This window comes from Pseudomonas sessilinigenes, assembly GCF_003850565.1.
Lineage (GTDB): Bacteria > Pseudomonadota > Gammaproteobacteria > Pseudomonadales > Pseudomonadaceae > Aquipseudomonas > Aquipseudomonas sessilinigenes.
In genome coordinates this window covers 4,930,330-4,952,355 of sequence record NZ_CP027706.1, presented here as the reverse complement: position 1 = coordinate 4,952,355, position 22,026 = coordinate 4,930,330, and the positions used below count along the sequence as shown (strand labels likewise).

The 22,026-nt window shown below is 61.3% G+C and carries 21 protein-coding genes and 1 tRNA gene; 6 read left to right on the top strand and 16 right to left on the bottom strand.

The genetic code is table 11. The features are described 5' to 3' along the window. Positions 1 to 3: 3 nt before the first annotated feature. The 8 genes from hscA to trmJ all read right to left on the bottom strand — a co-directional run bounded on the left by hscA (position 4) and on the right by trmJ (position 6,833). On the bottom strand, positions 4 to 1,866 hold the full coding sequence (gene hscA, locus C4K39_RS23090) for a Fe-S protein assembly chaperone HscA (protein ID WP_124347493.1): 1,863 nt from the start codon (positions 1,864 to 1,866) through the stop codon (positions 4 to 6). Positions 1,867 to 1,917: 51 nt separating this feature from the next. Next, positions 1,918 to 2,439 carry a co-chaperone HscB gene (gene hscB, locus C4K39_RS23085; RefSeq protein ID WP_068584722.1) on the bottom strand — a complete coding sequence of 174 codons (522 nt, stop codon included), beginning with the start codon at positions 2,437 to 2,439 and terminating at the stop codon, positions 1,918 to 1,920. 8 nt (positions 2,440 to 2,447) lie between these two features. Then, entirely contained in the window at positions 2,448 to 2,771 is a 324-nt protein-coding gene (gene iscA / locus C4K39_RS23080) for an iron-sulfur cluster assembly protein IscA (protein ID WP_007929524.1), read from the bottom strand. Between the two features lie 42 nt (positions 2,772 to 2,813). Next, on the bottom strand, positions 2,814 to 3,200 hold the full coding sequence (gene iscU, locus C4K39_RS23075; RefSeq protein WP_007929523.1) for a Fe-S cluster assembly scaffold IscU: 387 nt from the start codon (positions 3,198 to 3,200) through the stop codon (positions 2,814 to 2,816). A 93-nt stretch (positions 3,201 to 3,293) separates the two neighbouring features. Beyond that, a complete protein-coding gene (locus C4K39_RS23070; protein ID WP_068584719.1) occupies positions 3,294 to 4,508 on the bottom strand; it encodes an IscS subfamily cysteine desulfurase in 1,215 nt (404 codons plus the stop codon). Positions 4,509 to 4,558: 50 nt separating this feature from the next. Then, positions 4,559 to 5,050 carry a Fe-S cluster assembly transcriptional regulator IscR gene (gene iscR, locus C4K39_RS23065; RefSeq protein ID WP_011063217.1) on the bottom strand — a complete coding sequence of 164 codons (492 nt, stop codon included), beginning with the start codon at positions 5,048 to 5,050 and terminating at the stop codon, positions 4,559 to 4,561. A 236-nt stretch (positions 5,051 to 5,286) separates the two neighbouring features. After that, on the bottom strand, positions 5,287 to 6,063 hold the full coding sequence (gene cysE / locus C4K39_RS23060) for a serine O-acetyltransferase (protein WP_124347492.1): 777 nt from the start codon (positions 6,061 to 6,063) through the stop codon (positions 5,287 to 5,289). Then, positions 6,063 to 6,833, bottom strand: a complete 771-nt coding sequence (gene trmJ, locus C4K39_RS23055; protein ID WP_068584712.1) for a tRNA (cytosine(32)/uridine(32)-2'-O)-methyltransferase TrmJ — start codon at positions 6,831 to 6,833, stop codon at positions 6,063 to 6,065. The genes cysE and trmJ overlap by 1 nt, the downstream gene beginning before the upstream one ends. A 224-nt stretch (positions 6,834 to 7,057) precedes the next feature. On the opposite strand from trmJ, the gene suhB reads away from it, so the two are divergent. Beyond that, positions 7,058 to 7,876, top strand: a complete 819-nt coding sequence (suhB, locus tag C4K39_RS23050; protein ID WP_068584709.1) for a type III secretion system regulator SuhB — start codon at positions 7,058 to 7,060, stop codon at positions 7,874 to 7,876. 117 nt (positions 7,877 to 7,993) lie between these two features. Here the strand turns inward: suhB and C4K39_RS23045 are convergent, their stop codons facing one another. From C4K39_RS23045 to queA, 6 genes are all read right to left on the bottom strand, one after another. Next, complete coding sequence (locus C4K39_RS23045) at positions 7,994 to 8,548, bottom strand: glycine zipper 2TM domain-containing protein (protein ID WP_068584700.1); 555 nt, start codon at positions 8,546 to 8,548, stop codon at positions 7,994 to 7,996. Positions 8,549 to 8,670: 122 nt separating this feature from the next. Further along, positions 8,671 to 9,585: a protein translocase subunit SecF gene (secF, locus tag C4K39_RS23040; RefSeq protein WP_068584697.1), complete on the bottom strand. Its 915-nt coding sequence runs from the start codon at positions 9,583 to 9,585 to the stop codon at positions 8,671 to 8,673. Between the two features lie 9 nt (positions 9,586 to 9,594). Continuing rightward, positions 9,595 to 11,463 carry a protein translocase subunit SecD gene (secD, locus tag C4K39_RS23035; RefSeq protein WP_068584694.1) on the bottom strand — a complete coding sequence of 623 codons (1,869 nt, stop codon included), beginning with the start codon at positions 11,461 to 11,463 and terminating at the stop codon, positions 9,595 to 9,597. 62 nt (positions 11,464 to 11,525) lie between these two features. Next, complete coding sequence (yajC, locus tag C4K39_RS23030; RefSeq protein WP_011063224.1) at positions 11,526 to 11,864, bottom strand: preprotein translocase subunit YajC; 339 nt, start codon at positions 11,862 to 11,864, stop codon at positions 11,526 to 11,528. Positions 11,865 to 11,910: 46 nt separating this feature from the next. Continuing rightward, on the bottom strand, positions 11,911 to 13,026 hold the full coding sequence (gene tgt, locus C4K39_RS23025; protein WP_022640715.1) for a tRNA guanosine(34) transglycosylase Tgt: 1,116 nt from the start codon (positions 13,024 to 13,026) through the stop codon (positions 11,911 to 11,913). A gap of 14 nt (positions 13,027 to 13,040) precedes the next feature. Beyond that, a complete protein-coding gene (gene queA / locus C4K39_RS23020; RefSeq protein WP_068584691.1) occupies positions 13,041 to 14,105 on the bottom strand; it encodes a tRNA preQ1(34) S-adenosylmethionine ribosyltransferase-isomerase QueA in 1,065 nt (354 codons plus the stop codon). Positions 14,106 to 14,213: 108 nt separating this feature from the next. On the opposite strand from queA, the gene C4K39_RS23015 reads away from it, so the two are divergent. Next, positions 14,214 to 14,298, top strand: a tRNA-Leu gene (locus C4K39_RS23015). Between the two features lie 100 nt (positions 14,299 to 14,398). Here C4K39_RS23015 and C4K39_RS23010 read toward each other — a convergent pair. Next, on the bottom strand, positions 14,399 to 15,037 hold the full coding sequence (locus C4K39_RS23010; RefSeq protein WP_124347491.1) for a glutathione S-transferase family protein: 639 nt from the start codon (positions 15,035 to 15,037) through the stop codon (positions 14,399 to 14,401). 116 nt (positions 15,038 to 15,153) lie between these two features. Here C4K39_RS23010 and C4K39_RS23005 point away from each other — a divergent pair, with 116 nt between their 5' ends. Then, complete coding sequence (locus C4K39_RS23005; protein ID WP_124347490.1) at positions 15,154 to 16,272, top strand: transketolase-like TK C-terminal-containing protein; 1,119 nt, start codon at positions 15,154 to 15,156, stop codon at positions 16,270 to 16,272. A 2-nt stretch (positions 16,273 to 16,274) separates the two neighbouring features. Here the strand turns inward: C4K39_RS23005 and C4K39_RS23000 are convergent, their stop codons facing one another. Continuing rightward, on the bottom strand, positions 16,275 to 16,727 hold the full coding sequence (locus C4K39_RS23000) for a MarR family winged helix-turn-helix transcriptional regulator (RefSeq protein ID WP_068588845.1): 453 nt from the start codon (positions 16,725 to 16,727) through the stop codon (positions 16,275 to 16,277). 176 nt (positions 16,728 to 16,903) lie between these two features. Between C4K39_RS23000 and aceE the strand changes: the two genes are divergently transcribed. The 3 genes from aceE to C4K39_RS22985 all read left to right on the top strand — a co-directional run bounded on the left by aceE (position 16,904) and on the right by C4K39_RS22985 (position 21,920). Continuing rightward, entirely contained in the window at positions 16,904 to 19,573 is a 2,670-nt protein-coding gene (gene aceE, locus C4K39_RS22995; RefSeq protein WP_124347489.1) for a pyruvate dehydrogenase (acetyl-transferring), homodimeric type, read from the top strand. Between the two features lie 345 nt (positions 19,574 to 19,918). Continuing rightward, positions 19,919 to 20,812, top strand: a complete 894-nt coding sequence (ppk2, locus tag C4K39_RS22990; RefSeq protein WP_164487362.1) for a polyphosphate kinase 2 — start codon at positions 19,919 to 19,921, stop codon at positions 20,810 to 20,812. A gap of 370 nt (positions 20,813 to 21,182) precedes the next feature. Further along, complete coding sequence (locus C4K39_RS22985) at positions 21,183 to 21,920, top strand: hypothetical protein (protein WP_124347487.1); 738 nt, start codon at positions 21,183 to 21,185, stop codon at positions 21,918 to 21,920. Positions 21,921 to 22,026 lie beyond the last annotated feature (106 nt).

The window sequence follows — 22,026 nt, the reverse complement described above, 5'->3', positions numbered from 1 at the left end:
CAGTTATTCCTCAATCTCATTCAGGTTGCGCCCCGCCAGGGCAGCTTTCACCGTCGAATCCAGGCGGCGGGCCGCAAAGGCGTCGGTCACTTGCGACAGGCGCTTGGTCTGTTGCTCGATGGCATAACCATCGGTACCGAGCATCAATTCGTTCAGTTCCTGCATTTGCAGCTCAATGACCATGCGCTCCTCGGCATCCAGCAGGCGATCGCCATCAGCCTCCAGGGCACCCTGCACCGCCTCGATCAGGCGCTGAGCATCGACCTGCTGCTCACGCAGCACGCGGGCCACCTTGTCGTCGCCGGCATACTGGAAGGAGTCCTTGAGCATCCTGGCGATCTCGCCGTCGGTCAGGCCATAGGAAGGCTTGACCTGGATGCTGGCCTCCACGCCCGAGCCCAGCTCACGGGCAGACACACTGAGCAGGCCATCGGCGTCAACCTGGAAGGTCACACGGATCTTCGCGGCACCGGCCACCATCGGTGGGATACCACGCAATTCGAAACGCGCCAGGGAGCGGCAGTCGCTGATCAGCTCGCGCTCGCCCTGCAGCACATGGATCATCATGGCCGTCTGGCCATCCTTGTAGGTCGTGAAATCCTGGGCACGGGCAACGGGAATGGTGGTATTGCGCGGAATCACCTTTTCCATCAGCCCGCCCATGGTTTCCAGGCCCAGGGACAACGGAATCACGTCCAGAAGCAGCAGTTCGCCACCATCGCGCTTGTTGCCAGCCAGGGTGTCGGCCTGAATGGCCGCCCCAATGGCCACGACCTGGTCAGGGTCGATTTCGGTCAACGGCTGGCGAGCGAACATCTCGGCAACGGCCTCGCGCACCCGCGGCACGCGAGTCGAGCCGCCCACCATGACCACGGCCTGAACCTCATCGAGTTCGACACCGGAGTCACGAACAGCACGACGACACGCCTTGAGACTGCGAGCGACCATGGGCTCGATCAGCCCATCGAAGGCTTCACGGGTCAGCACAGAACACCAGTCACCGTACCGGACCTCCACAGAGGCCGCTGCGGTCAGGGCTTCCTTGGCAGTACGAGCGGTTTGCAGCAGGTTACGCTGGACCCCCGGATCAAGGTCGGCAGACAACCCTGCCCCTTGAATGATCCAGCCCGCGATAGCGTGATCGAAGTCATCGCCACCCAGTGCGGTATCACCGCCGGTGGCCAGCACTTCGAAGACACCGCCCGTCAGGCGCAGGATGGAAATATCGAACGTGCCACCACCCAGGTCGTAAATCGCCACCACGCCTTCGGCATGCTGGTCCAGCCCATAGGCTACGGCTGCGGCAGTCGGCTCATTGAGCAGGCGCAGCACGTTCAAGCCCGCCAGCTTGGCTGCATCCTTGGTGGCTTGGCGCTGAGCATCGTCGAAATAGGCAGGCACGGTGATCACCGCCCCCACCAGCTCTCCACCCAAGGTTGCCTCGGCGCGCTGACGCAGAACCTTCAGCACCTCGGCAGAAACCTCGACAGGGCTCTTGGGGCCCTGGACCGTTTCGATGAACGGCATGTGCGATTCGCCATCGACGAAGCGATAGGGGAGCTGCTCACCCAATTGCTTGACGTCGGACAGGCCTCGACCCATCAGGCGCTTGACCGAGAGCACGGTATTGAGCGGATCGGAGGGGGCAGCCAGGCGGGCGGACTCGCCCACCTCAACGCTGTCGGCGTGATAACGCACGGCAGACGGCAGGATCACCTGTCCCTGCGCATCGGCCAGCGGCTCGGAAAGACCGCTGCGCAAGGCAGCGACCAGCGAATTGGTAGTACCCAAGTCAATCCCCACAGCCAGGCGACGCTGGTGCGGTTGAGGACTTTGGCCGGGTTCAGCGATCTGCAGTAGGGCCATGTCTATCTGGACTTATCTGTATATCAGGCGTGCGACCGGAGCGGCACTAGGTTAATCGTCGAGGCGCTCTTCTAACTGGCGCACTTCGTAGGTGAGCTTGTCGAGGAACTGCATGCGCCGCATCAGGCGCTCGGCCTGTTCGCGTTGCGCTGCATCATCCCAACAGGCTGCGAAGCCTTCGTTCAGTTCATCCTGGGCGACCTTCAGGCGCCGCTTGAAGGCCGCCACCCCTGCCAGGTCAGCACTGTCCTGCAGGTCCTCGAGCTCCTCGCGCCATTGCATCTGCTGCAACAGGAACTCAGGGTCGTGCACCGTGACTTCCAACGGCAGCTCGCCACCCTTGAGGGCAAGGAGATAGCGAGCACGCTTGGGAGGGCTCTTGAGGGTCTGGTAAGCCTCATTGAGGCTCGCCGAGCGCTCCAGCGCCAGCCGTTGCTCACGCTCGGGAGCATCGGCAAAACGGTCAGGATGAACTCCGCGCGCCAACTCTCGATAACGCGCGGCCAACTGTTCGAGATCCAGGCGGAAACCAGGCTGCAACTCGAATAAAGCGAAATGACAAGGAGTACCCACGAGCCGCCTCAGATGTTGAAGCTTTCGCCGCAGCCACATTCACCGCGCACGTTGGGATTGTTGAACTTGAAACCCTCGTTCAACCCTTCCTTGACGAAGTCAAGCTCGGTGCCATCCAGATAGGTCAGGCTTTTCGGGTCGATGATCACTTTCTCGCCGTGACTTTCGAACACCTGATCGTCCTCGCCGATCTCATCGACGAACTCCAGCACATAGGCAAGGCCGGAACAGCCTGTGGTGCGAACACCCAGGCGAATCCCATCACCCTTGCCGCGCCCATTGAGGGAGCGTCGCACGTGTTGAGCAGCCGCTTCTGTCATGCTGATAGCCATCGTGACTCCTTACTTGTCGCCAAATCTGTGAAAGCCGATCGGTCAGATCAGGCCTTTCTTCTGCTTGTAGTCGCGGACAGCCGCCTTGATAGCGTCTTCGGCGAGCACCGAGCAGTGGATCTTCACTGGCGGCAAGGCCAGTTCTTCGGCCAGCTGGGTGTTCTTGATGGTCTCGGCTTCATCCAGGGTCTTGCCCTTCATCCACTCGGTGGCCAGGGAGCTGGAGGCAATGGCCGAGCCACAGCCGTAGGTCTTGAACTTGGCGTCTTCGATGATGCCCTGCTCGTTGACCTTGATCTGCAGGCGCATCACGTCGCCACAGGCAGGAGCACCGACCATGCCGGTGCCGACATCCGGATCTTCCGCGTTCATCTTGCCGACGTTACGCGGGTTCTCGTAGTGGTCGATGACCTTTTCGCTGTAAGCCATGATTCTTAATCCTCACTCATCAGAGAGTCGCTCTTGGGCCCTGCAAACCGCTTAGTCGATACGTCCTGCAGAACCCCGTGCGGCGACTTAAATTCAGTGTGCCGCCCACTCGATCTTCGAGATATCGACACCGTCTTTGTACATGTCCCACAGCGGCGACAGGGCGCGCAGCTTGGTAACGGCCTCGCAGACCTTCTGGGCCGCGTAGTCGATTTCCTCTTCGGTGGTGAAACGGCCGAAGGTGAAGCGGATCGAGCTGTGCGCCAGTTCGTCGTTACGGCCCAGGGCACGCAGCACGTACGAAGGCTCCAGGGAGGCCGAAGTACAGGCCGAACCGGAAGACACCGCCAGGTCCTTGAGCGCCATGATCAACGACTCGCCTTCGACGTAGTTGAAGCTCAGGTTCAAGTTGTGCGGCACACGAGCAGTCATGCTGCCGTTGACGTACAGCTCTTCCAGGTGCTCGACCTGCTTGTAGAAACGATCGCTCAGGGCCTTGATGCGGGCGTTCTCGGTTGCCATGTCTTCCTTGGCAACGCGGAAGGCCTCGCCCATGCCGACGATCTGGTGGGTAGCCAGGGTCCCGGAACGCATGCCGCGCTCGTGACCGCCGCCGTGCATGGTGGCCTCCAGGCGCACACGAGGCTTGCGACTCACGTACAGTGCGCCGATGCCTTTGGGGCCGTAGGTCTTGTGGGCAGAGAACGACATCAGGTCGACTTTCAGCGCTTGCAGGTCGATTTCGACCTTGCCGGTGGACTGGGCACCATCGACATGGAACAGGATGCCCTTGGAGCGGGTCAGCTCGCCAATGGCGGCGATGTCGTTGACGGTGCCGATTTCGTTGTTCACGTGCATGATCGAAACCAGGATGGTGTCGTCACGCAGAGCAGCTTCCACCATGGCCGGAGTGATCAGGCCGTCTTCACCCGGCTCGATGTAGGTCACTTCGAAGCCTTCGCGCTCGAGTTGGCGCATGGTGTCCAGGACAGCCTTGTGCTCGATCTTCGAGGTGATCAGGTGCTTGCCCTTGGTGTGATAGAAATGCGCGACGCCCTTGATGGCCAGGTTGTCGGACTCGGTGGCACCGGAAGTCCAGACGATTTCACGCGGGTCGGCGTTGACCAGGTCAGCCACTTGGCGACGGGCGTTCTCCACCGACTCCTCGGCCTTCCAGCCGAACACGTGGGAGCGGGACGCCGGGTTACCGAAGTTCCCGTCGACCAGCAGGCACTCACTCATTTTTTGCGCAACACGCGGATCGACCGGAGTGGTTGCTGAGTAATCAAGGTAAATCGGCAATTTCATGGACTCTCTCCTAAATCAGGCTGGCTGGCGTGCCGCTAGCTCTTTGGCTGTCATTCGACGGCGGACGCTTCAATCTTGTCCAGGCGCGGCGCCTTGCCATTACAACGGCGCTGGTCCTGACGCTGGGCTACTTCTTGCACCTCACGGCGGGTGACAAGGTCAGCCAAGCTGATACCGCTCAGAAATTCGTGAATCTGCAGGCTTAGATCGCACCACAGGTGGTGAGTAAGACAGGTGTCACCGGCATGACAATCGCCCAATCCTTGGCATTTGGTTGCATCGACCGATTCGTTCACCGCATCGATCACCTGAGCCACCTGGATTCCCTGCATGTCACGCGATAGCTGATAACCGCCACCAGGACCACGAACACTGGAAACCAGGTTACTGCGGCGCAGCTTGGCGAAAAGCTGTTCGAGATAGGACAGGGAGATGCCTTGGCGCTCAGAGATATCGGCCAGGGAGACCGGGCCATGTTGCGCGTGCAACGCCAGATCAAGCATGGCGGTCACCGCATATCGGCCTTTAGTAGTCAGTCGCATGGACAAGTACCACGGAGTTTCGGAATGGAGGCGAGTATGCAATACCCGAGTAATCGAGTCAACTATAAGACCAACTACTTTAGTCGGATTTACCCGTAAAAGAGCGCGCGAATCATAGCAAAGTCTGCGACGTAATGGCACAGCAGGATGGCAGCAGCTGACCTACGGGTCATTCGCCGGTCGGATCAGCCCTTCAGCAGTGATCCGACCGGCACAGGAAGCCATGCCCGAGGCAATCAACCGACCTGACTACCGCCCTTTTCCTTGACCTCGGCGAAGTCTTCTTCCCGCAGCGCCGGCAGATCCTTGGCACAGTACTCACTCCCCAGATCCTTCAGTGCTCCGCACATACCCTCCAAGCGCACATCGACGGCCTGCAGGTGATCGAGCAATTGGCCAATGGCGCGCGCCACCGGATCCGGCATGTCTTCGCTGACGCCATAAGCATCGAACCCGAGCTTTTCCGCCATGGCCTTGCGCTTGGCGTGCTGCTCATCACTGGACTTCATGATGATCCGCCCCGGTATGCCGACCACCGTCGCACCCGCGGGCACCGCCTTGGTCACCACCGCATTGGAGCCGACCTTGGCCCCGGCACCGACAGTGAAAGGCCCAAGCACCTTGGCGCCCGCCCCGACCACGACGCCATCCTCCAATGTCGGATGACGCTTGCCCTTGTTCCAGCTGGTGCCGCCCAGGGTCACTCCCTGATAGAGAGTGACGTCATCACCAATCTCGGCGGTTTCACCAATGACGATCCCCATGCCGTGATCGATGAAGAAACGACGCCCGACCTTGGCCCCCGGATGAATCTCGATCCCAGTCAGCCAACGCCCGAAGTTCGACACCAGGCGTGCCAGCCACTTCCACCCCATGCCCCACAAGGCGCCGGACAAACGATGGATCCAGATCGCGTGCATGCCCGGATAGCAGGTCAGCACCTCGAAGGCATTGCGCGCCGCCGGGTCTCGATGGAATACGCTCTGAATATCTTCACGCAGACGCTCGAACATCACTGATCCTTCCGTTTCTGCAGCTCCCCACGCGCCGCTTTCTGGGTCTCCGTGAGGATGCCGCGCAATATATTCATTTCCGCCCGGGTGACCGAGCTGCGACCAAACAGCCGGCGCAAGCGCGCCATCAGGTGCCGGGGCTTCTGCGGATCGAGGAAATCGATTTCCACCAGCGCTTGCTGCAGGTGCTCGTAGAATCGCTCAAGCTCATCCATGGTCGCCAGCTCATCACTGGGAGCGACCGTCTCATCCTTACCCACCCCGCCCGACTGACCCTGTATCGCCAGCCAGGACATGCGCACCTCATAGGTCAGCACCTGCACCGCCGTCGCCAGGTTCAGCGAGCTGAACGCCGGGTCCGACGGGATATGCACATGGAAATGACATCGCTGCAACTCGTCGTTGGTCAGGCCGGAATCCTCACGACCGAACACCAGGGCAATCTGGGCGCCCTTGCCCGCCTCCTCCACCACCTTGACCCCGGACTCGCGAGGATCGAGCAGCGGCCACGGAATGCTCCGCTCGCGAGCACTGGTGCCGAACACCAGGGTGCAACCGACCAAAGCCTCTTCAAGTGTGGCGACCACCTGGGCCCCCTGCAGGATATCCGTGGCACCGGAGGCTCGCGCGTCCGCCTCGTGAGATGGAAACACCCGAGGGTCCACCAGCACCAGGCGCGACAACCCCATGTTCTTCATGGCGCGCGCAGCCCCACCGATGTTGCCGGGATGACTGGTATTGACCAGGACGACACGAATGTTCTGCAGCAAGGGAAGTGCTCTCGGACAGGGAAAAGGGGAATAAATCTTACAGAACAGCCCGTACTCCCGCCTTAAAAATAACCAGCTCGCTACTTCTGGACTCGAACCAGGCCGCCCCTTTTCTCAGATACCATACGGCGGAGCAATACGATCAAAGCGAACGACGAACTTCATCTGCAAAAGTTTTCTGCTACAATGCTCGGCTTTCTTTAACAACCTTAGGTGACCTATCCATGCAGCCAATGCTGAATATCGCGCTGCGCGCCGCCCGCAGCGCCAGTGAACTGATTTTCCGCTCCATCGAGCGCCTGGATACCATCAAGGTCGATGAAAAAGACGCCAAGGACTACGTGTCCGAGGTGGATCGCGCCGCCGAGCAGAAGATCATCGACGCGCTGCGCAAGGCCTACCCAAATCACTCGATCATGGGCGAAGAGACCGGCCTGCATGCCGGCACCGGGATCGAAGGCGAAGAATACCTGTGGATCATCGACCCACTGGACGGCACCACCAACTTCCTGCGTGGCATCCCCCACTTCGCCGTGAGCATCGCCTGCAAATACCGTGGTCGCCTGGAGCACGCCGTGGTCCTGGACCCAGTTCGCCAGGAAGAATTCACCGCCAGCCGCGGTCGTGGCGCACAGTTGAACGGCCGTCGCCTGCGAGTCAGCGGCCGCACCAGCCTCGACGGCGCCCTGCTGGGTACCGGCTTCCCGTTCCGCGATGATCAAATGGACAATCTGGACAACTACCTGGGCATGTTCCGCTCCCTGGTCGGCCAGACCGCCGGCATCCGCCGCGCCGGCGCCGCCAGCCTGGACCTGGCCTATGTTGCTGCCGGTCGTTTCGATGCCTTCTGGGAGTCGGGCCTGTCCGAGTGGGACATGGCAGCAGGCGCCCTGCTGATCCAGGAAGCCGGCGGCCTGGTGAGCGACTTCACCGGTGGTCACGACTTCCTGGAAAAAGGTCACGTGGTCGCAGGCAACACCAAGTGCTTCAAGGCGGTACTGACCGCCATCCAGCCGCACCTGCCGGCCTCGATGAAGCGCTAAACAGCAATACAAAAAAAAGCACCCATCGGGTGCTTTTTTTACGCCTGAAAATCCGCTCCTACAGGAGTCGAACTGCCAGCGAAAAGGGAACTTTGGCCGCCGTCGCCGACGAGCAGACTATTGGCCGGGCTGATTCTGGTTTTGCCCCAGGATCAGGCGCCCATCCTTGTCCACCGGGATCTGATTGCCCGGATCACGATCCATCCGGACCTGACCCTGCTTGCCACCCAGGTCGTACTTCACGTCATAACCCACGACCTTCTCGCTGATGTCATTGACCGTATTGCAACGAGTCTGCGTCGTGGTGTAGGTATCACGCTCCTGCATGCCCTCCTGCACCTTGTTACCTGCATAACCGCCACCCACGGCACCGGCCACCGTAGCCAGCTTGCGGCCATTGCCATTGCCGATCATGCTGCCCAACAACCCGCCACCCACAGCACCGGCCACGGTCCCGAGGATCTGATGCTCATCCTTGACCGGGCGCTGACGAGTCACCGCGACATCCTTGCACACTTCACGAGGAGTCTTGATCTGTTGCTTGACCGGCTGCACAGCCAGCACTTGCGCATACTCAGGGCCGCTTTTAACCAGGCTGTAGGTAGCCACAGCACCCCCGGCGGTGACACCGACAGCACCCAATACCGCACCAACCAGCAACGACTTGTTCACGTGAACCTCCTGACCATACATACGGGTCATAACCCGCGCTTCTCCCAGCCTTGGAGCAAAAAAAAAGGCGCGAGTTCAACACTCGCGCCTTTTTTGCTGACCGCCGGAACAGGCTCAGTCGATCATGGACGATCGTCCACTTCCTTCTCGGTGTTGGCCGGAGGAATCAGGTCTTCGCTGCTCAGCTTCAGCCAGATCAGCACCACGTTGGCGATGTAGATCGACGAGTAGGTACCCGCCAGGACACCGACGAACAGGGCGATGGAGAAACCGTGCAGGTTATCGCCACCGAAGAACAGCAACGCAATGATCGCCAGCAAGGTGGAGATCGAGGTCGCCATGGTCCGCAGCAGGGTCTGGGTGGTCGAGATATTGATGTTCTCGATCAGGCTGGCCTTGCGCAGTACGCGGAAGTTCTCACGCACCCGGTCGAACACCACGATGGTGTCGTTGAGCGAGTAGCCGATGATCGCCAGTACCGCGGCCAGCACCGTCAGGTCGAAGGTGATCTGGAAGAACGACAGGATACCCACGGTCACCACCACGTCGTGGATCAGCGACACGATCGCACCGACCGCGAACTTCCACTGAAAGCGGAAGGCCAGGTAGATGAGGATGCCGCCCAGTGCCATGAGCATGCCGAGGCCACCCTGGTCACGCAGCTCTTCACCCACCTGCGGGCCAACGAACTCGACTCGCTTGACCTGCGCCGGGTTGTCGCCGCCGACTTTCTGCAGTGCGGCTGCCACCTGGTGGCCCAGTTGCGGGTCTTCACCCGGCATCCGCACCAGCAGGTCGGTGGTCGCACCGAAGCTCTGCACGATGGCTTCGTGATAACCGGCTTCGTTCAGCTGCGAACGAACCTTCATCACATCCGCCGGACGCTCATAGGTCAGCTCGATGAGCGTACCGCCAGTGAAGTCCAGGCCGTAGTTCAAACCCTTGTGGAACCAGCTGAACAACGCCAGAACGGTCAGGAGCACAGTGAGGCCGAACGCAACGTTGCGCACGCCCATGAAGTTGATAGTACGTAACATGGCAGCCCCTTAAATCCACAACTTCTTGAAGTCACGACCGCCGAAGATCAGGTTGACCATCGCGCGGGTCAGCCAGATGGCCGTGAACATCGAGGTAAAGATCCCGAGGGACATGGTCACCGCAAAGCCCTTGACCGGACCGGTACCCATGGCGAAGAGGATGCCACCCACCAGCAATGTGGTCAGGTTGGAGTCCAGGATCGCCGTGAATGCCCGGCCAAAGCCTTCGTTGATCGCCCGCTGTACGGTCATGCCGGCTGCGATCTCCTCACGGATCCGCGAGAAGATCAGCACGTTGGCGTCCACCGCCATACCCATGGTCAACACGATACCGGCGATACCCGGCAGGGTCAGCGTTGCCCCCAGCAGGGACATCAGGGCCAGCAGCAGCACCATGTTCAACGCCAGCGCCACGGTGGCAATCAGACCGAAGAAGCGGTAGATGGCGATGATGAACAGCGACACGAACAGCATGCCCCACAACGACGCATCGATACCCTTGGTGATGTTGTCGGCACCCAGGCTAGGACCGATTGTGCGCTCTTCAGCGAAGTACATCGGTGCCGCCAGACCACCGGCGCGCAGCAACAGCGCCAACTCCGAGGACTCACCCTGGCCGTTCAAGCCGGTGATGCGGAACTGGCTGCCCAGTGGCGACTGGATGGTTGCCAGGCTGATGATTTTCTTCTCTTCCTTGAAACCCTGCACCGGCACGTCTTTCTCGACACCGTCCACCACTTGCTTGGTGTAGGTGGTGACCGGCTTCTGCTCGATGAAGATCACCGCCATGCCGCGACCGACGTTATTGCGAGTCGAACGGTTCATCAGCTCGCCACCGTGACCATCGAGTTTGATGTTCACCTGTGGACGGCCGTGCTCGTCATAGCTGGCCTGGGCATCGGTCACCTGGTCACCGGTGATGATCAGGCCACGCTCGATCAGCGCAGGAGGACGATTGCCCTCGCGGAACTCGAAGGACTCGGAAGTGGCCTTGGAAGCCCCCGGCTCGGCGGCCAGGCGGAATTCCAGGTTGGCGGTCTTGCCCAGGATCCGCTTGGCTTCGGCCGTGTCCTGCACGCCCGGCAGCTCAACCACGATCCGGTTGGCGCCCTGGCGCTGGACCAGAGGCTCGGCCACGCCCAGCTCGTTGACCCGGTTACGTACCGTGGTCAAGTTCTGCTTGATGGAGTATTCACGGATTTCCGCCAGCTTGGCCGGGGTCATCGCCAGACGCAGCACCGGTTGGCCATTGAGGTCGGCCGGCACGATGTCGAAATCATTGAAATTCTTGCGGATCAGCGCACGAGCCTGTTCACGGCTGTCTTCGTCGCTGAAGCCCAGTTGGATCGCACCATTGAGCTGCGGCAGGCTGCGATAGCGCAGACGCTCTTTGCGCAGCAGGCTCTTGACGTCGCCTTCATAGACTTTCAGGCGCGCATCGAGGGCTTTATCCATGTCCACTTCCAGCAGGAAGTGCACGCCACCGGACAGGTCCAGGCCCAGTTTCATCGGATGCGCACCAAGGTTACGCAGCCATTGCGGAGTAGTTTGCGCCAGGTTCAACGCCACCACATAGTCATCGCCCAGCGCCTTGCGCACTACATCCTTGGCCGGAAGTTGGTCTTCCTTGTTGATCAAGCGCAGCAGGCCACCCTTGCCATTGGCGGCAATGGAGGAAGCCTTGACGTTGATGCCGGCGTCGGTGAGCGCCTTGCTCGCACGATCCAGGTCCGCCTGAGTGACCTGCAACGCAGTGCTCGCACCGCTGACCTGAATGGCCGGATCATCAGGGTATAGATTGGGAGCGGAATAAATAAAACCGATCGCCAGCACCGCCAGGATCAGTAGGTACTTCCACAGAGGATATTTGTTCAGCATCACGCCGCCCGTTTATGACGCGGGGCGCCTTGCGCGCCCCGTCGATTGGTAAAAGATGAAACTTAGATCGCTTTCAGCGTGCCTTTTGGCAGAGTGGCAGCGATTGCGCCTTTCTGGAACTTCAGTTCAACCGAGTCCGATACTTCCAGAACCACGAAGTCGTCGGTCACTTTGTTGATCTTGCCGGCGATACCGCCAGTGGTCACAACTTCGTCGCCTTTCTGCAGGCTGCCCAGCAGGTTCTTCTGCTCCTTGGCGCGCTTGGCCTGTGGACGCCAGATCATCAGATAGAAGATGACCAGGAAGCCCACCAGGAAAATCCACTCGAAACCAGTGCCCGCAGGACCGGCAGCAGCAGGAGCAGCGGCATCCGCATAAGCGGCAGGGATCAAAAAGCTCATTTAGCACTCCGATAGTTGCAAAATTAGTATCTGACGCTTTTGGAACTCAATCCAAAGGCGGCACGGGTAAACCGCGCTTGGCATAGAAGGAATCGACAAAGGCGGCCAATGTACCTTGTTGAATAGCCTCGCGCAAACCAGCCATAAGACGCTGGTAATGGCGCAAATTATGGATGGTATTGAGCATACTTCCGAGCATTTCCCCGCACTTGTCCAAGTGGTGCAGATAAGCACGGGAGAAGTTCTGGCAGGTATAGCAATCACAAGTTGGATCCAGCGGCGAATCATCATGGCGATGGAACGCGTTACGGATCTTCAGCACGCCTGTATCGATGAACAGATGCCCATTGCGGGCATTACGGGTTGGCATCACGCAATCGAACATGTCCACACCGCGGCGCACACCCTCAACCAGATCCTCCGGCTTGCCAACTCCCATAAGGTAACGAGGTTTGTCGGCAGGCATCTGGCCTGGCAGGTAGTCCAGGACCTTGATCATTTCATGCTTGGGCTCGCCTACTGACAAGCCGCCGATGGCCAGGCCGTCGAAGCCGATCTTGTCCAGGCCTTCCAGGGAGCGCATGCGCAGGTCCTGGTGCATGCCGCCCTGGACGATGCCGAACAAGGCAGCCGTGTTATCGCCATGGGCGTTCTTGGAACGCTGGGCCCAACGCAGGGACAACTCCATGGAAATCCGCGCCACATCTTCATCGGCCGGGTACGGCGTGCATTCGTCGAAGATCATCACGATGTCCGAGCCCAGGTCGCGCTGCACCTGCATCGACTCTTCCGGCCCCATGAACACCTTGGCGCCATCCACCGGCGAGGCGAAGGTCACGCCCTCCTCCTTGATCTTGCGCATGGCGCCCAGGCTGAACACCTGGAAGCCACCGGAGTCCGTGAGAATCGGCCCCTTCCACTGCATGAAATCATGCAGGTCACCGTGGGCCTTGATCACTTCGGTGCCCGGACGCAGCCACAGGTGGAAGGTATTGCCCAGGATAATCTCGGCGCCGATGGCCTCGATATCCCGCGGCAGCATGCCCTTGACCGTGCCATAGGTACCCACCGGCATGAACGCCGGGGTTTCCACCGTACCGCGGGGGAAGGTCAGGCGACCGCGACGAGCCTTGCCATCAGTGGCCAGGAGCTCGAAGGACATACGACAGGTGCGACTCATACAGTTTCCTCGGGGGCCAGGTCCTTGGGAGCGGTTGGCGCAGGATTACGGGTGATGAACATCGCATCACCGTAGCTGAAGAAGCGGTATCCATGCTCGACCGCCGCACGATAGGCGGCCATGGTCTCGGGATAACCGGCGAATGCCGAAACCAGCATCAACAACGTGGATTCCGGCAGATGGAAATTGGTCACCAGGGCATCGACCACATGGAACGGCCGGCCCGGGTAGATGAAGATATCGGTGTCGCCACTGAAGGGCTTGAGCACGCCATCGCGGGCGGCGCTCTCCAGGGAGCGCACACTGGTGGTGCCCACCGCCACTACACGACCACCACGGGCCCGGCACGCGGCCACCGCATCCACCACGTCCTGGCCGACTTCCAGCCATTCGTGATGCATATGGTGATCCTCGATACGCTCCACCCGTACTGGCTGGAAGGTTCCGGCCCCCACGTGCAGGGTCACGAACGCCGTCTCCACGCCCTTGGCGGCAATCGCCTCGAGCAACGGCTGGTCGAAATGCAGCCCTGCCGTCGGCGCGGCCACCGCCCCCAGGCGCTGGGCATAAACCGTCTGGTAGCGCTCGCGATCGGCGCCCTCGTCCGGACGATCTATATAAGGAGGCAAGGGCATATGCCCGACCCGATCCAGCAGTGGCAGCACTTCCTCGGCGAACCCCAACTCGAACAACGCATCGTGGCGGGCCAGCATCTGGGCCTCGCCACCGCCCTCGATCAGGATCTTCGACCCCGGCTTGGGCGACTTGCTGGAGCGCACATGGGCCAGTACGCGGTGGCTGTCCAGCACCCGCTCGACCAGGATCTCCAGTTTGCCGCCCGAGGCCTTCTGGCCGAACAGGCGAGCCGGAATCACCCGGGTATTGTTGAACACCATCAGATCGCCCGGGCGCAAATGCTCAAGCAAATCAGTGAATTGACGGTGGGCCAGGGCGCCAGTTGGCCCATCCAGGGTCAACAGGCGGCTACCGCGACGCTCAGCCAATGGGTGGCGGGCGATCAGCGAATCGGGAAGCTCGAAAGTAAAGTCAGCAACGCGCATGATGGGGTTCGTCTAGCAGGGCCGGAAAGTTTAGCGGAATAAGCAAAAATTGACCACGAAAGCCGATTGACCAACGGTAATCGTCTCTCTATACTTCGCCGCCATTGAGCCCTGATGGCGGAATTGGTAGACGCGGCGGATTCAAAATCCGTTTTCGCAAGAAGTGGGAGTTCGAGTCTCCCTCGGGGCACCAAAATCGAAAAAGACCTTGAATATCAAGGTCTTTTTTTTCGCCTGCAGAAAAGTGCCCCAGGCCATCGAGCGGCACAGTCCCTAGCGATTTCAGCGACTCCTCAAGCTACCGAGGCCTCTCGGGAATCTGCCAAGCCGGCCTTTACCGCGGGCCGCGCTTCGATGCTCTCCAACCAGCGCAGGACATGACGGAAGTCGCTGATATCCAGGTTCAACTCCTCATGGGTTCGCAACCAGGGAAAGGCGGCGATGTCAGCAATGGAGTAATGGTCCGACGCCAGGTAGACACTCCTGGCCAACTGCCCATCGACCACGCCATAGATCCGCAATGACTCCTTGCGATAGCGCGCGATGGCCTCCTGGTTGTAAGTCTTGCTGCCATGGAGGAACCACCAGAGTTGGCCAAGCATAGGTCCGATGGACCCGACCTGGAAAAACAGCCACTGCTGGATCGTCAGTTGCTCTTCGGGAGAACGGGCCTGCAGGCAGCCGTACTTTTGCGATAGATAACCAAGGATCGCCGCCGATTCGAATACCGATACCCCCGCCTCGTGATCGACGATGGCCGGGATCTTGCCGTTGGGGTTGATCTGCAAGAACTCCGGCAAATGCTGGCGCCCTTCGGCCAAGTTGAATTTCACTCGCTCACAGTCGATGCCCGCCTCCTTCAGGAAGATGCTGATCTTCTGTCCATTGGGCGTATCGGCTGTATAGAAAGTGAGGGAGTTTGCCGTGTTCATGAGTCCTCCATTGACTGCTTCGGATGCCACCGCATCGCACATGATTGCATTTGCAATGATATTGAGACGTGCAGTATGGTGCAACACCGAAGGCACGCACGGAGAGCTTTGAAGTGATGATGGGTTTTTCCAGTTTCAGGACTTCGCAGGATACCGGCCTGGCAGCCCAGGCCTGCATCGACAAGATCCAGGCGCTCAGCGACCAGGTCAACGCAGGGATGTCTTCCCCCCTCTACACCATGATCGATATCGCCAATCGCCTGGAACGGGACCCGGGCACGGCGAAGAACATCTGGGTCGTGCGCTCCAACCAGCGTCCCGATACCGCCCAGGCTCACACTCGTATCAGCGCCTGGCCCTTGCGCTTGAGCCCCCGGACCCTGGCCAGCGAGAAACCTCTGCTGTACCTGACCAGCTCCTCGACCTCGGCCCAACTCTGCGCCCTGTCGAGCGAATCCTGCCAGCGCGGCATCCTCTGCAACGACATCGAGACCCTGCCCTCACCCTGGCCCAAGGGCGCCCATCCCTGGGTACCTCTCTGGTTGTCGAGCAACCCGCATTGCCTGCCCTTCGACCCGGCCAATGGCGCCGAGGCCCAGGCGATAGCCCTCGCGGCCCTGAAGAGTCTTTATGTAGAGGGTCGCGATGGCTTCTACTACATGGCGCTGCACGATGAGCCCAATGACTTCGTCGAACCCATGGACGAGCACCGTGCCAACCATGCCATGCAAGGCATGTATCAGCTCGGCGAACTGCAAGGCGCGCCCCAAGGGCCACGGGTTCGCCTGCTGGGCGCGGGCTTGAGCCTGCGTACCGTGGTGGCTGGCGCACGGCTATTGCATGAGGACTGGGGCGTAAGCTGCCAGCTGTGGAGTTGCCCCAGCTATACCCGCCTGGCCCGGGACGCTGACAGCGCGCAACGCTGGAACCGCATGCACCCACAGCATCCCAGGCGCTCCTCTCATCTACGCGATTGCCTGGCAGGCGATGACTCTCCCGTGATCGCTGTAACCGGCTACTTCCAGCATGTGGCCGAACAGATCGGCGCCCACGTGAACACCCGCTTCGTGGCACTGGGTGCCGACTCCATCGACTCCCTGTCGCCAGGGCCAAACGCCAACCATTGCCTGGATAAATACTGGATCGCTGCCCTGGCCCTGCGCGCCCTGGCCCAGGAGGGAAAGGTGCCAGCCAAGTACGTCAAGCAAGCCATGCAACGCTACCTGCTGCAATGAGCCTAGGCCTGCCGCCCACTCGTCCGCGCGGCGCTGGCCGCACGTTCCAGGGCGTCGCTGAAAATGCGCTGCTGCTGATCATCGAACTGCGCCAGGAACAGCTCGTCGACCGCCGCTTCGTAGATACGCCACATTTTCTTGCGTAATTCCCTGCCTGCCTCGGTGATCGAGGCACAGGCCCCACGACCGTCTTCGCTGGCACGACTGCGCTCGACCAGGCCCTCGGCCTCCAGGCGATCCACCAGGCGCGTCAGGTTGTAGCGCTCGATGGCCATGACATCGGCCAGTTCGTTCATTCGCCGAGTACCGCCAGAACCGCTTTCCAGCCCCCAAAGTGCGTCGTACCAGGCATAGGACGGAAGCCCGGCAGCCGCCAGGCGCCGCTCGACTTCACGGATCAGGCAACGGTGGGCCCGGACGAATCTGAACCAGGTATCCGGATCGCTGGAAGACATGCATCACCTTTTTCAAAAATCGATTTAGTTGCAATTGTAACGCCGAGAAGGATAAATTCCTGAATCTGATTGCAATTGCAATGAATTAAATTCCGAACAGGGTCGGCCTCGCCGACGCCCTTCGCTATGGCACTGGACAACCCGGTGCTCCCCGCCCCACTGCCCAGGAGACGACGATGGCACAACAATCCGTGTTTCTCGACGAGGACCCACAAGAGACTCGTGAATGGCTCGAATCCATTGAATCGGTTCTGCATGTCGAAGGCCGCCCCCGGGCGCATTACCTGATCGACCAACTGCTGGATTTCGACGTTGCCCAACATGGCGACTTCTACGGACGCGTGACCACGCCCTACGTCAACACCATCGCGGTCAGCCGCCAGCAGCCCTACCCTGGCGACCTCGCCGTCGAGAAGCGGATCAACGCCTACATCCGCTGGAACGCCCTGGCCATGGTGCTGCGTGCCGGCAAGCATTCCAACGTCGGCGGGCACATCGCCTCCTACGCCTCGGCGGCAGTGCTCTACGACGTAGGCTTCGACCACTTCTTCCGTGGTCGCACCGAGCAGTTCGCCGGCGACATGGTCTACATCCAGGGCCACTCCTCCCCAGGCATCTATGGTCGCGCCTTCCTCGAGGGCCGCCTGAACGAAGAGCAACTGGACAACTTCCGTCGCGAAACCGACCGCGATGGCATCTCGTCCTACCCCCACCCCCGGCTGATGCCCGACTTCTGGCAGTTCCCCACCGTGTCCATGGGCCTGGGCCCGATCACCGCCGCCTACCAGGCGCGCTTCATGCGCTACCTGGAGAACCGTGGCCTCAAGGAACACCAGGGCCGCAAGGTCTGGGCCTTCCTCGGCGATGGCGAGATGGACCAGCCCGAATCCCTGGCGGCGATCTCCCTGGCCGGCCGGGAGAAACTCGACAACATCATCTTCGTGGTCAACTGCAACCTGCAGCGCCTCGACGGCCCGGTACGCGGCAACAGCAAGGTGGTCCAGGAATTCGAAAGCCTGTATCGCGCCGCAGGCTGGAACGTGATCAAGGTGATCTGGGGCAGCGGCTGGGATGCCCTGCTGGACAAGGACAAGAGCGGCCTGCTGCGCCGACGCATGATGGAATGCGTGGACGGCGACTACCAGAACTACAAGTCGCAAAACGGCGCCTACGTGCGCGAGCATTTCTTCGGCAAGTACCCCGAACTGCTGGAACTGGTCAGCGACATGACCGACGAGCAGATCTGGAAACTCTCCCGTGGCGGCCACGATCCGGAAAAGGTCTACAACGCCTACGCCGCGGCCATGCGCCACACCGGCGGCCCGACCGTGATCCTGGCCAAGACCGTCAAGGGCTTCGGCATGGGTGAGGCCGGCGAAGGCCAGAACATCAACCACCAGCTCAAGAAGATGGGGGACCAGGCGGTCAAGGCCTTCCGCGACCGTTTCGGCCTGGAGCTCAGCGATGAGCAGCTGGGCGACATGCCATACCTCAAGCCGGCGCCGGACAGCGTCGAGGCCAACTACCTGAAGGCCGCGCGCGGTAAGCTCGGTGGCCATATCCCGGCGCGCTTCAGCGCTGTCCAGTCCCTGCAGATCCCGCCGCTGTCGGCCCTGGAGACGCAACTCAAGGGCACCGGCGAACGGGCGATCTCCACCACCATGGCCTTCGTGCGCATCCTCGGCACGCTGCTCAAGGACCCGAACATCGGCAAGCTCATCGTGCCGATCGTGCCCGACGAGTCTCGTACCTTCGGCATGGAAAGCCTGTTCCGCCAGATCGGCATCCACTCCCACGTGGGCCAGTTGTACACCCCGCAAGACGCCGGCCAGCTCAGCTACTACAAGGAGAGCAAGGACGGCCAGATCATGCAGGAGGGGCTCAACGAATCCGGGGCCATCTCGTCGTGGATCGCCGCCAGTACCTCCTACAGCAACCACGGGGTGATGACCGTCCCGTTCTACATATTCTACTCGATGTTCGGCTTCCAGCGAGTCGGCGACCTGGCCTGGGCCGCCGGCGATGCCCGGGCCCGCGGCTTCCTGCTCGGCGCCACCTCCGGGCGCACCACCCTGATGGGCGAAGGCTTGCAGCACGATGACGGCCACAGCCATGTGGTGTCGTCCACCATCCCGTGCTGCGTCTCCTACGACCCGACCTATGCCTACGAGCTGGCGGTGATCATCCAGGACGGCATGCGCCGCATGTATGTCGAGAACGAGGACATCTACTACTACATCACCCTGCTCAACGAGAACTACGCCCACCCGGACATGCCCGAAGGCGTCGAGCAAGGCATCCTCAGGGGCATGTACCGCTTCTCGGCCCCGACCAAGCAGCACAAGGGCAAGCACGTGCAGCTGATGGGTTGCGGCTCGATCCTGCAAGAAGTCAACGCCGCCGCCAAACTGCTGGAGGCCGACTTCGGCGTCAGCAGCGAGGTCTGGAGCGTCACCAGCCTGACCGAGCTGCGTCGCGACGGCCAGGAAGCCGAGCGCTGGAGCCTGCTGCATCCCCAGCAGGAGCCTCGCGTGAGCTACGTGGAAAGCTGCCTGCAAGACAAGGAAGGCCCGGTGGTGGTCGCTACCGACTACATGAAGATCTTCGCCGACCAGATCCGTCCCTTCGTTCCCCAGCGCCGTTTCGTCGCCCTGGGCACCGACGGTTTCGGTCAGTCGGATACCCGTGAGTCCCTGCGCCGGTTCTTCGAGGTCGACCGTCACTTCATCGCCGTGGCCGCCCTCAAGGCTTTGGCCGACGAAGGCAGCCTGCCACGGGAGAAGGTCGCCGAGGCTATCGCCCTGTACGGCATCGATCCGGAGAAAAAGAACCCCGCCAAGGTCTGACGCGGCACACTGCCTTGCCCTCCCCGGGCAAGGCACTCCCTCGCTGTATCCCCTTCCAACGCCTAGCGCCATCTCCCGAACACAACCTTGATGGAGGTCAACGAGCAGCGCTTTGCGCTCCCTACACTGGTCGGTACCCCCTTTGAACAAGATCCGCAGGCCCCGTCCATGAGTGAAGATTCCCACGCGCTTCCCCTCCCCGAAGTGCTGCCCAAGACCAGCGCAACCAGCCCCGCCAAGACTCCAGCCCGCAAGAGCGCCGCACCCCGCACCCGCCGCCCGCGCAGCACGCCCGCCAAGGCTGCGGCAGTGAAGGCCATCAAGGTTGATCTCGAGCAGAACCCCATGGCCCTGCAGATCGCCAGCGCACCTCGCGGCTCCAACGAAGACAGCGTCTCGGCCAAGCTCCCGGGCAACTATCCCTATCGCAACCGCATGCGCCGCGCCGAATACGAGAAGGCCAAGCACGAGTTGCAGATCGAATTGCTCAAGGTGCAAAGCTGGGTCAAGGAAACCGGGCAACGCATCGTGGTGCTGTTCGAAGGCCGCGATGCCGCGGGCAAGGGCGGCACCATCAAGCGCTTCATGGAACACCTGAACCCCCGCGGCGCGCGGATCGTTGCCCTGGAAAAACCCTCCGAGCAGGAAAAGGGCCAGTGGTACTTCCAGCGCTATATCCAGCACCTGCCGACGGCGGGGGAAATGGTCTTCTTCGACCGCTCCTGGTACAACCGCGCCGGCGTCGAGCGAGTCATGGAATTCTGCTCGCCCCTGCAATATCTGGAGTTCATGCGCCAGACTCCAGAACTGGAGCGCATGCTGTGCAACAGCGGCATCCTGCTGTTCAAGTTCTGGTTCTCGGTCAATCGCGAAGAGCAACTGCGGCGCTTCATCTCGCGCCGTGACGACCCGCTCAAGCACTGGAAACTCTCGCCCATCGATATCAAGTCCCTGGACAAATGGGACGAATACACCGGCGCCAAGCAGGCGATGTTCTTCCACACCGACACCGCCGACGCACCGTGGACGGTGATCAAGTCCGACGACAAGAAACGCGCCCGGATCAACTGCATCCGCCACTTCCTGCACGAGCTGGACTACCCGGGCAAGGACCCCAAGGTCGCCCATGCTCCCGATCCGCTGCTGGTGGGTCGTGCCTCGCGAGGGCTGGAAGAAGATGAGCGCCCCGGCCAGTTGGTAGCGGACATCGACACCACAGGCCCCGCACTGTCGTTCTAAGGCCACCCTCGCCCGCGGCACTCGGGCCTTAGGGCCTGTGTCGCCGCGCGCCTGGCCCAGGCCCTCGTCAGGTGTTAAATTGCCGGCCCGGCAATGACCGCATATTGCACAGACCGGACTTGGACATGGATGCCCAGCAACGCCCTCCGATACCCGCGCTCCCTGGCGCCCGTTGTTTCGCCCGCCCCGCAAACCTTGTGTGCGGCAGGCTACTCGCGACCACCCGACTGCTTCCGGCCACCAGCGCCCGGAACCCGCATCGCACCCGCTCACCCGGCAAGCGTCAGCCCTGCTCGAGCGCTTGCCATGTGTTCTTCCTGAATCGCGCAGTGGCTTGCGCACGTTAATCGCCCGATACCAAGGATGTTCCATGCCCACTATCCCAACCCCGGAATTCAACCAGCTGCCGGCTGGCGCCGTGGCCTACCCCGAAGCCCGTGACCTGTTCGTCGCCGACCAGCAAGAGTTGGCCGAACACCTGCTGCCGCTGCTGTCCTTCGATGCCAGCCTGATCAACCCCGAATGGTCCGCTCGCCTGCACCTGCTCAACCCCATCGAACCCAGCGGCGGCCTGGTCGGCATGTTCACCGAGGGCCAGGGCTTTGGCAGCGACTTGCTGAAAACCAACTGGATCGGTTTCAAGATCGAGGACGGTCGCTATCGCCTGTGCGGTGATCCGCGCTACTTCTTCCTGCACCCGGACAACGCCCACCTGGCCGACCCCGAGCACAACGCCCGCGCCGACCTGGAACAGCACTACACCGAACAACGCGCCGCCTACCAGGCCGCACGCCAGCGCTACCAGGAACTCGGCCACCTGACCTGGCCCCGGGACAACGGGCAAAAGCTCAACTTCATCGAGGAAGTCGGTGGCGTGGCCGAGGGTTATGGCAACTGGGTGGAAACCGTGGAATTCCCCATGGACGTGGTCGAGGCCGAGGATGACAGCGGCGACATCGACGTCTGGCCCCTGAGCCCGGCAGGCCGCCGCTTCCAGCACGTCCTGGGGGTACCGGCCTACAACTACGGCATCCGCGGCGCCGACCTGATCGTGATGTTCTACGAACCGGTTGAAGGCCTGGTGCTGTTCTGCTTCGACTGGTCCTGACCCGCGACACCTGTAGCCGCTATCGAGCGACGCGAGGCTGCGACAAGGTCCGCAGGGCCTTCAACCAGGACGGCCGCTACGCGCCCGTACGCAGCCTCGGCAGCGG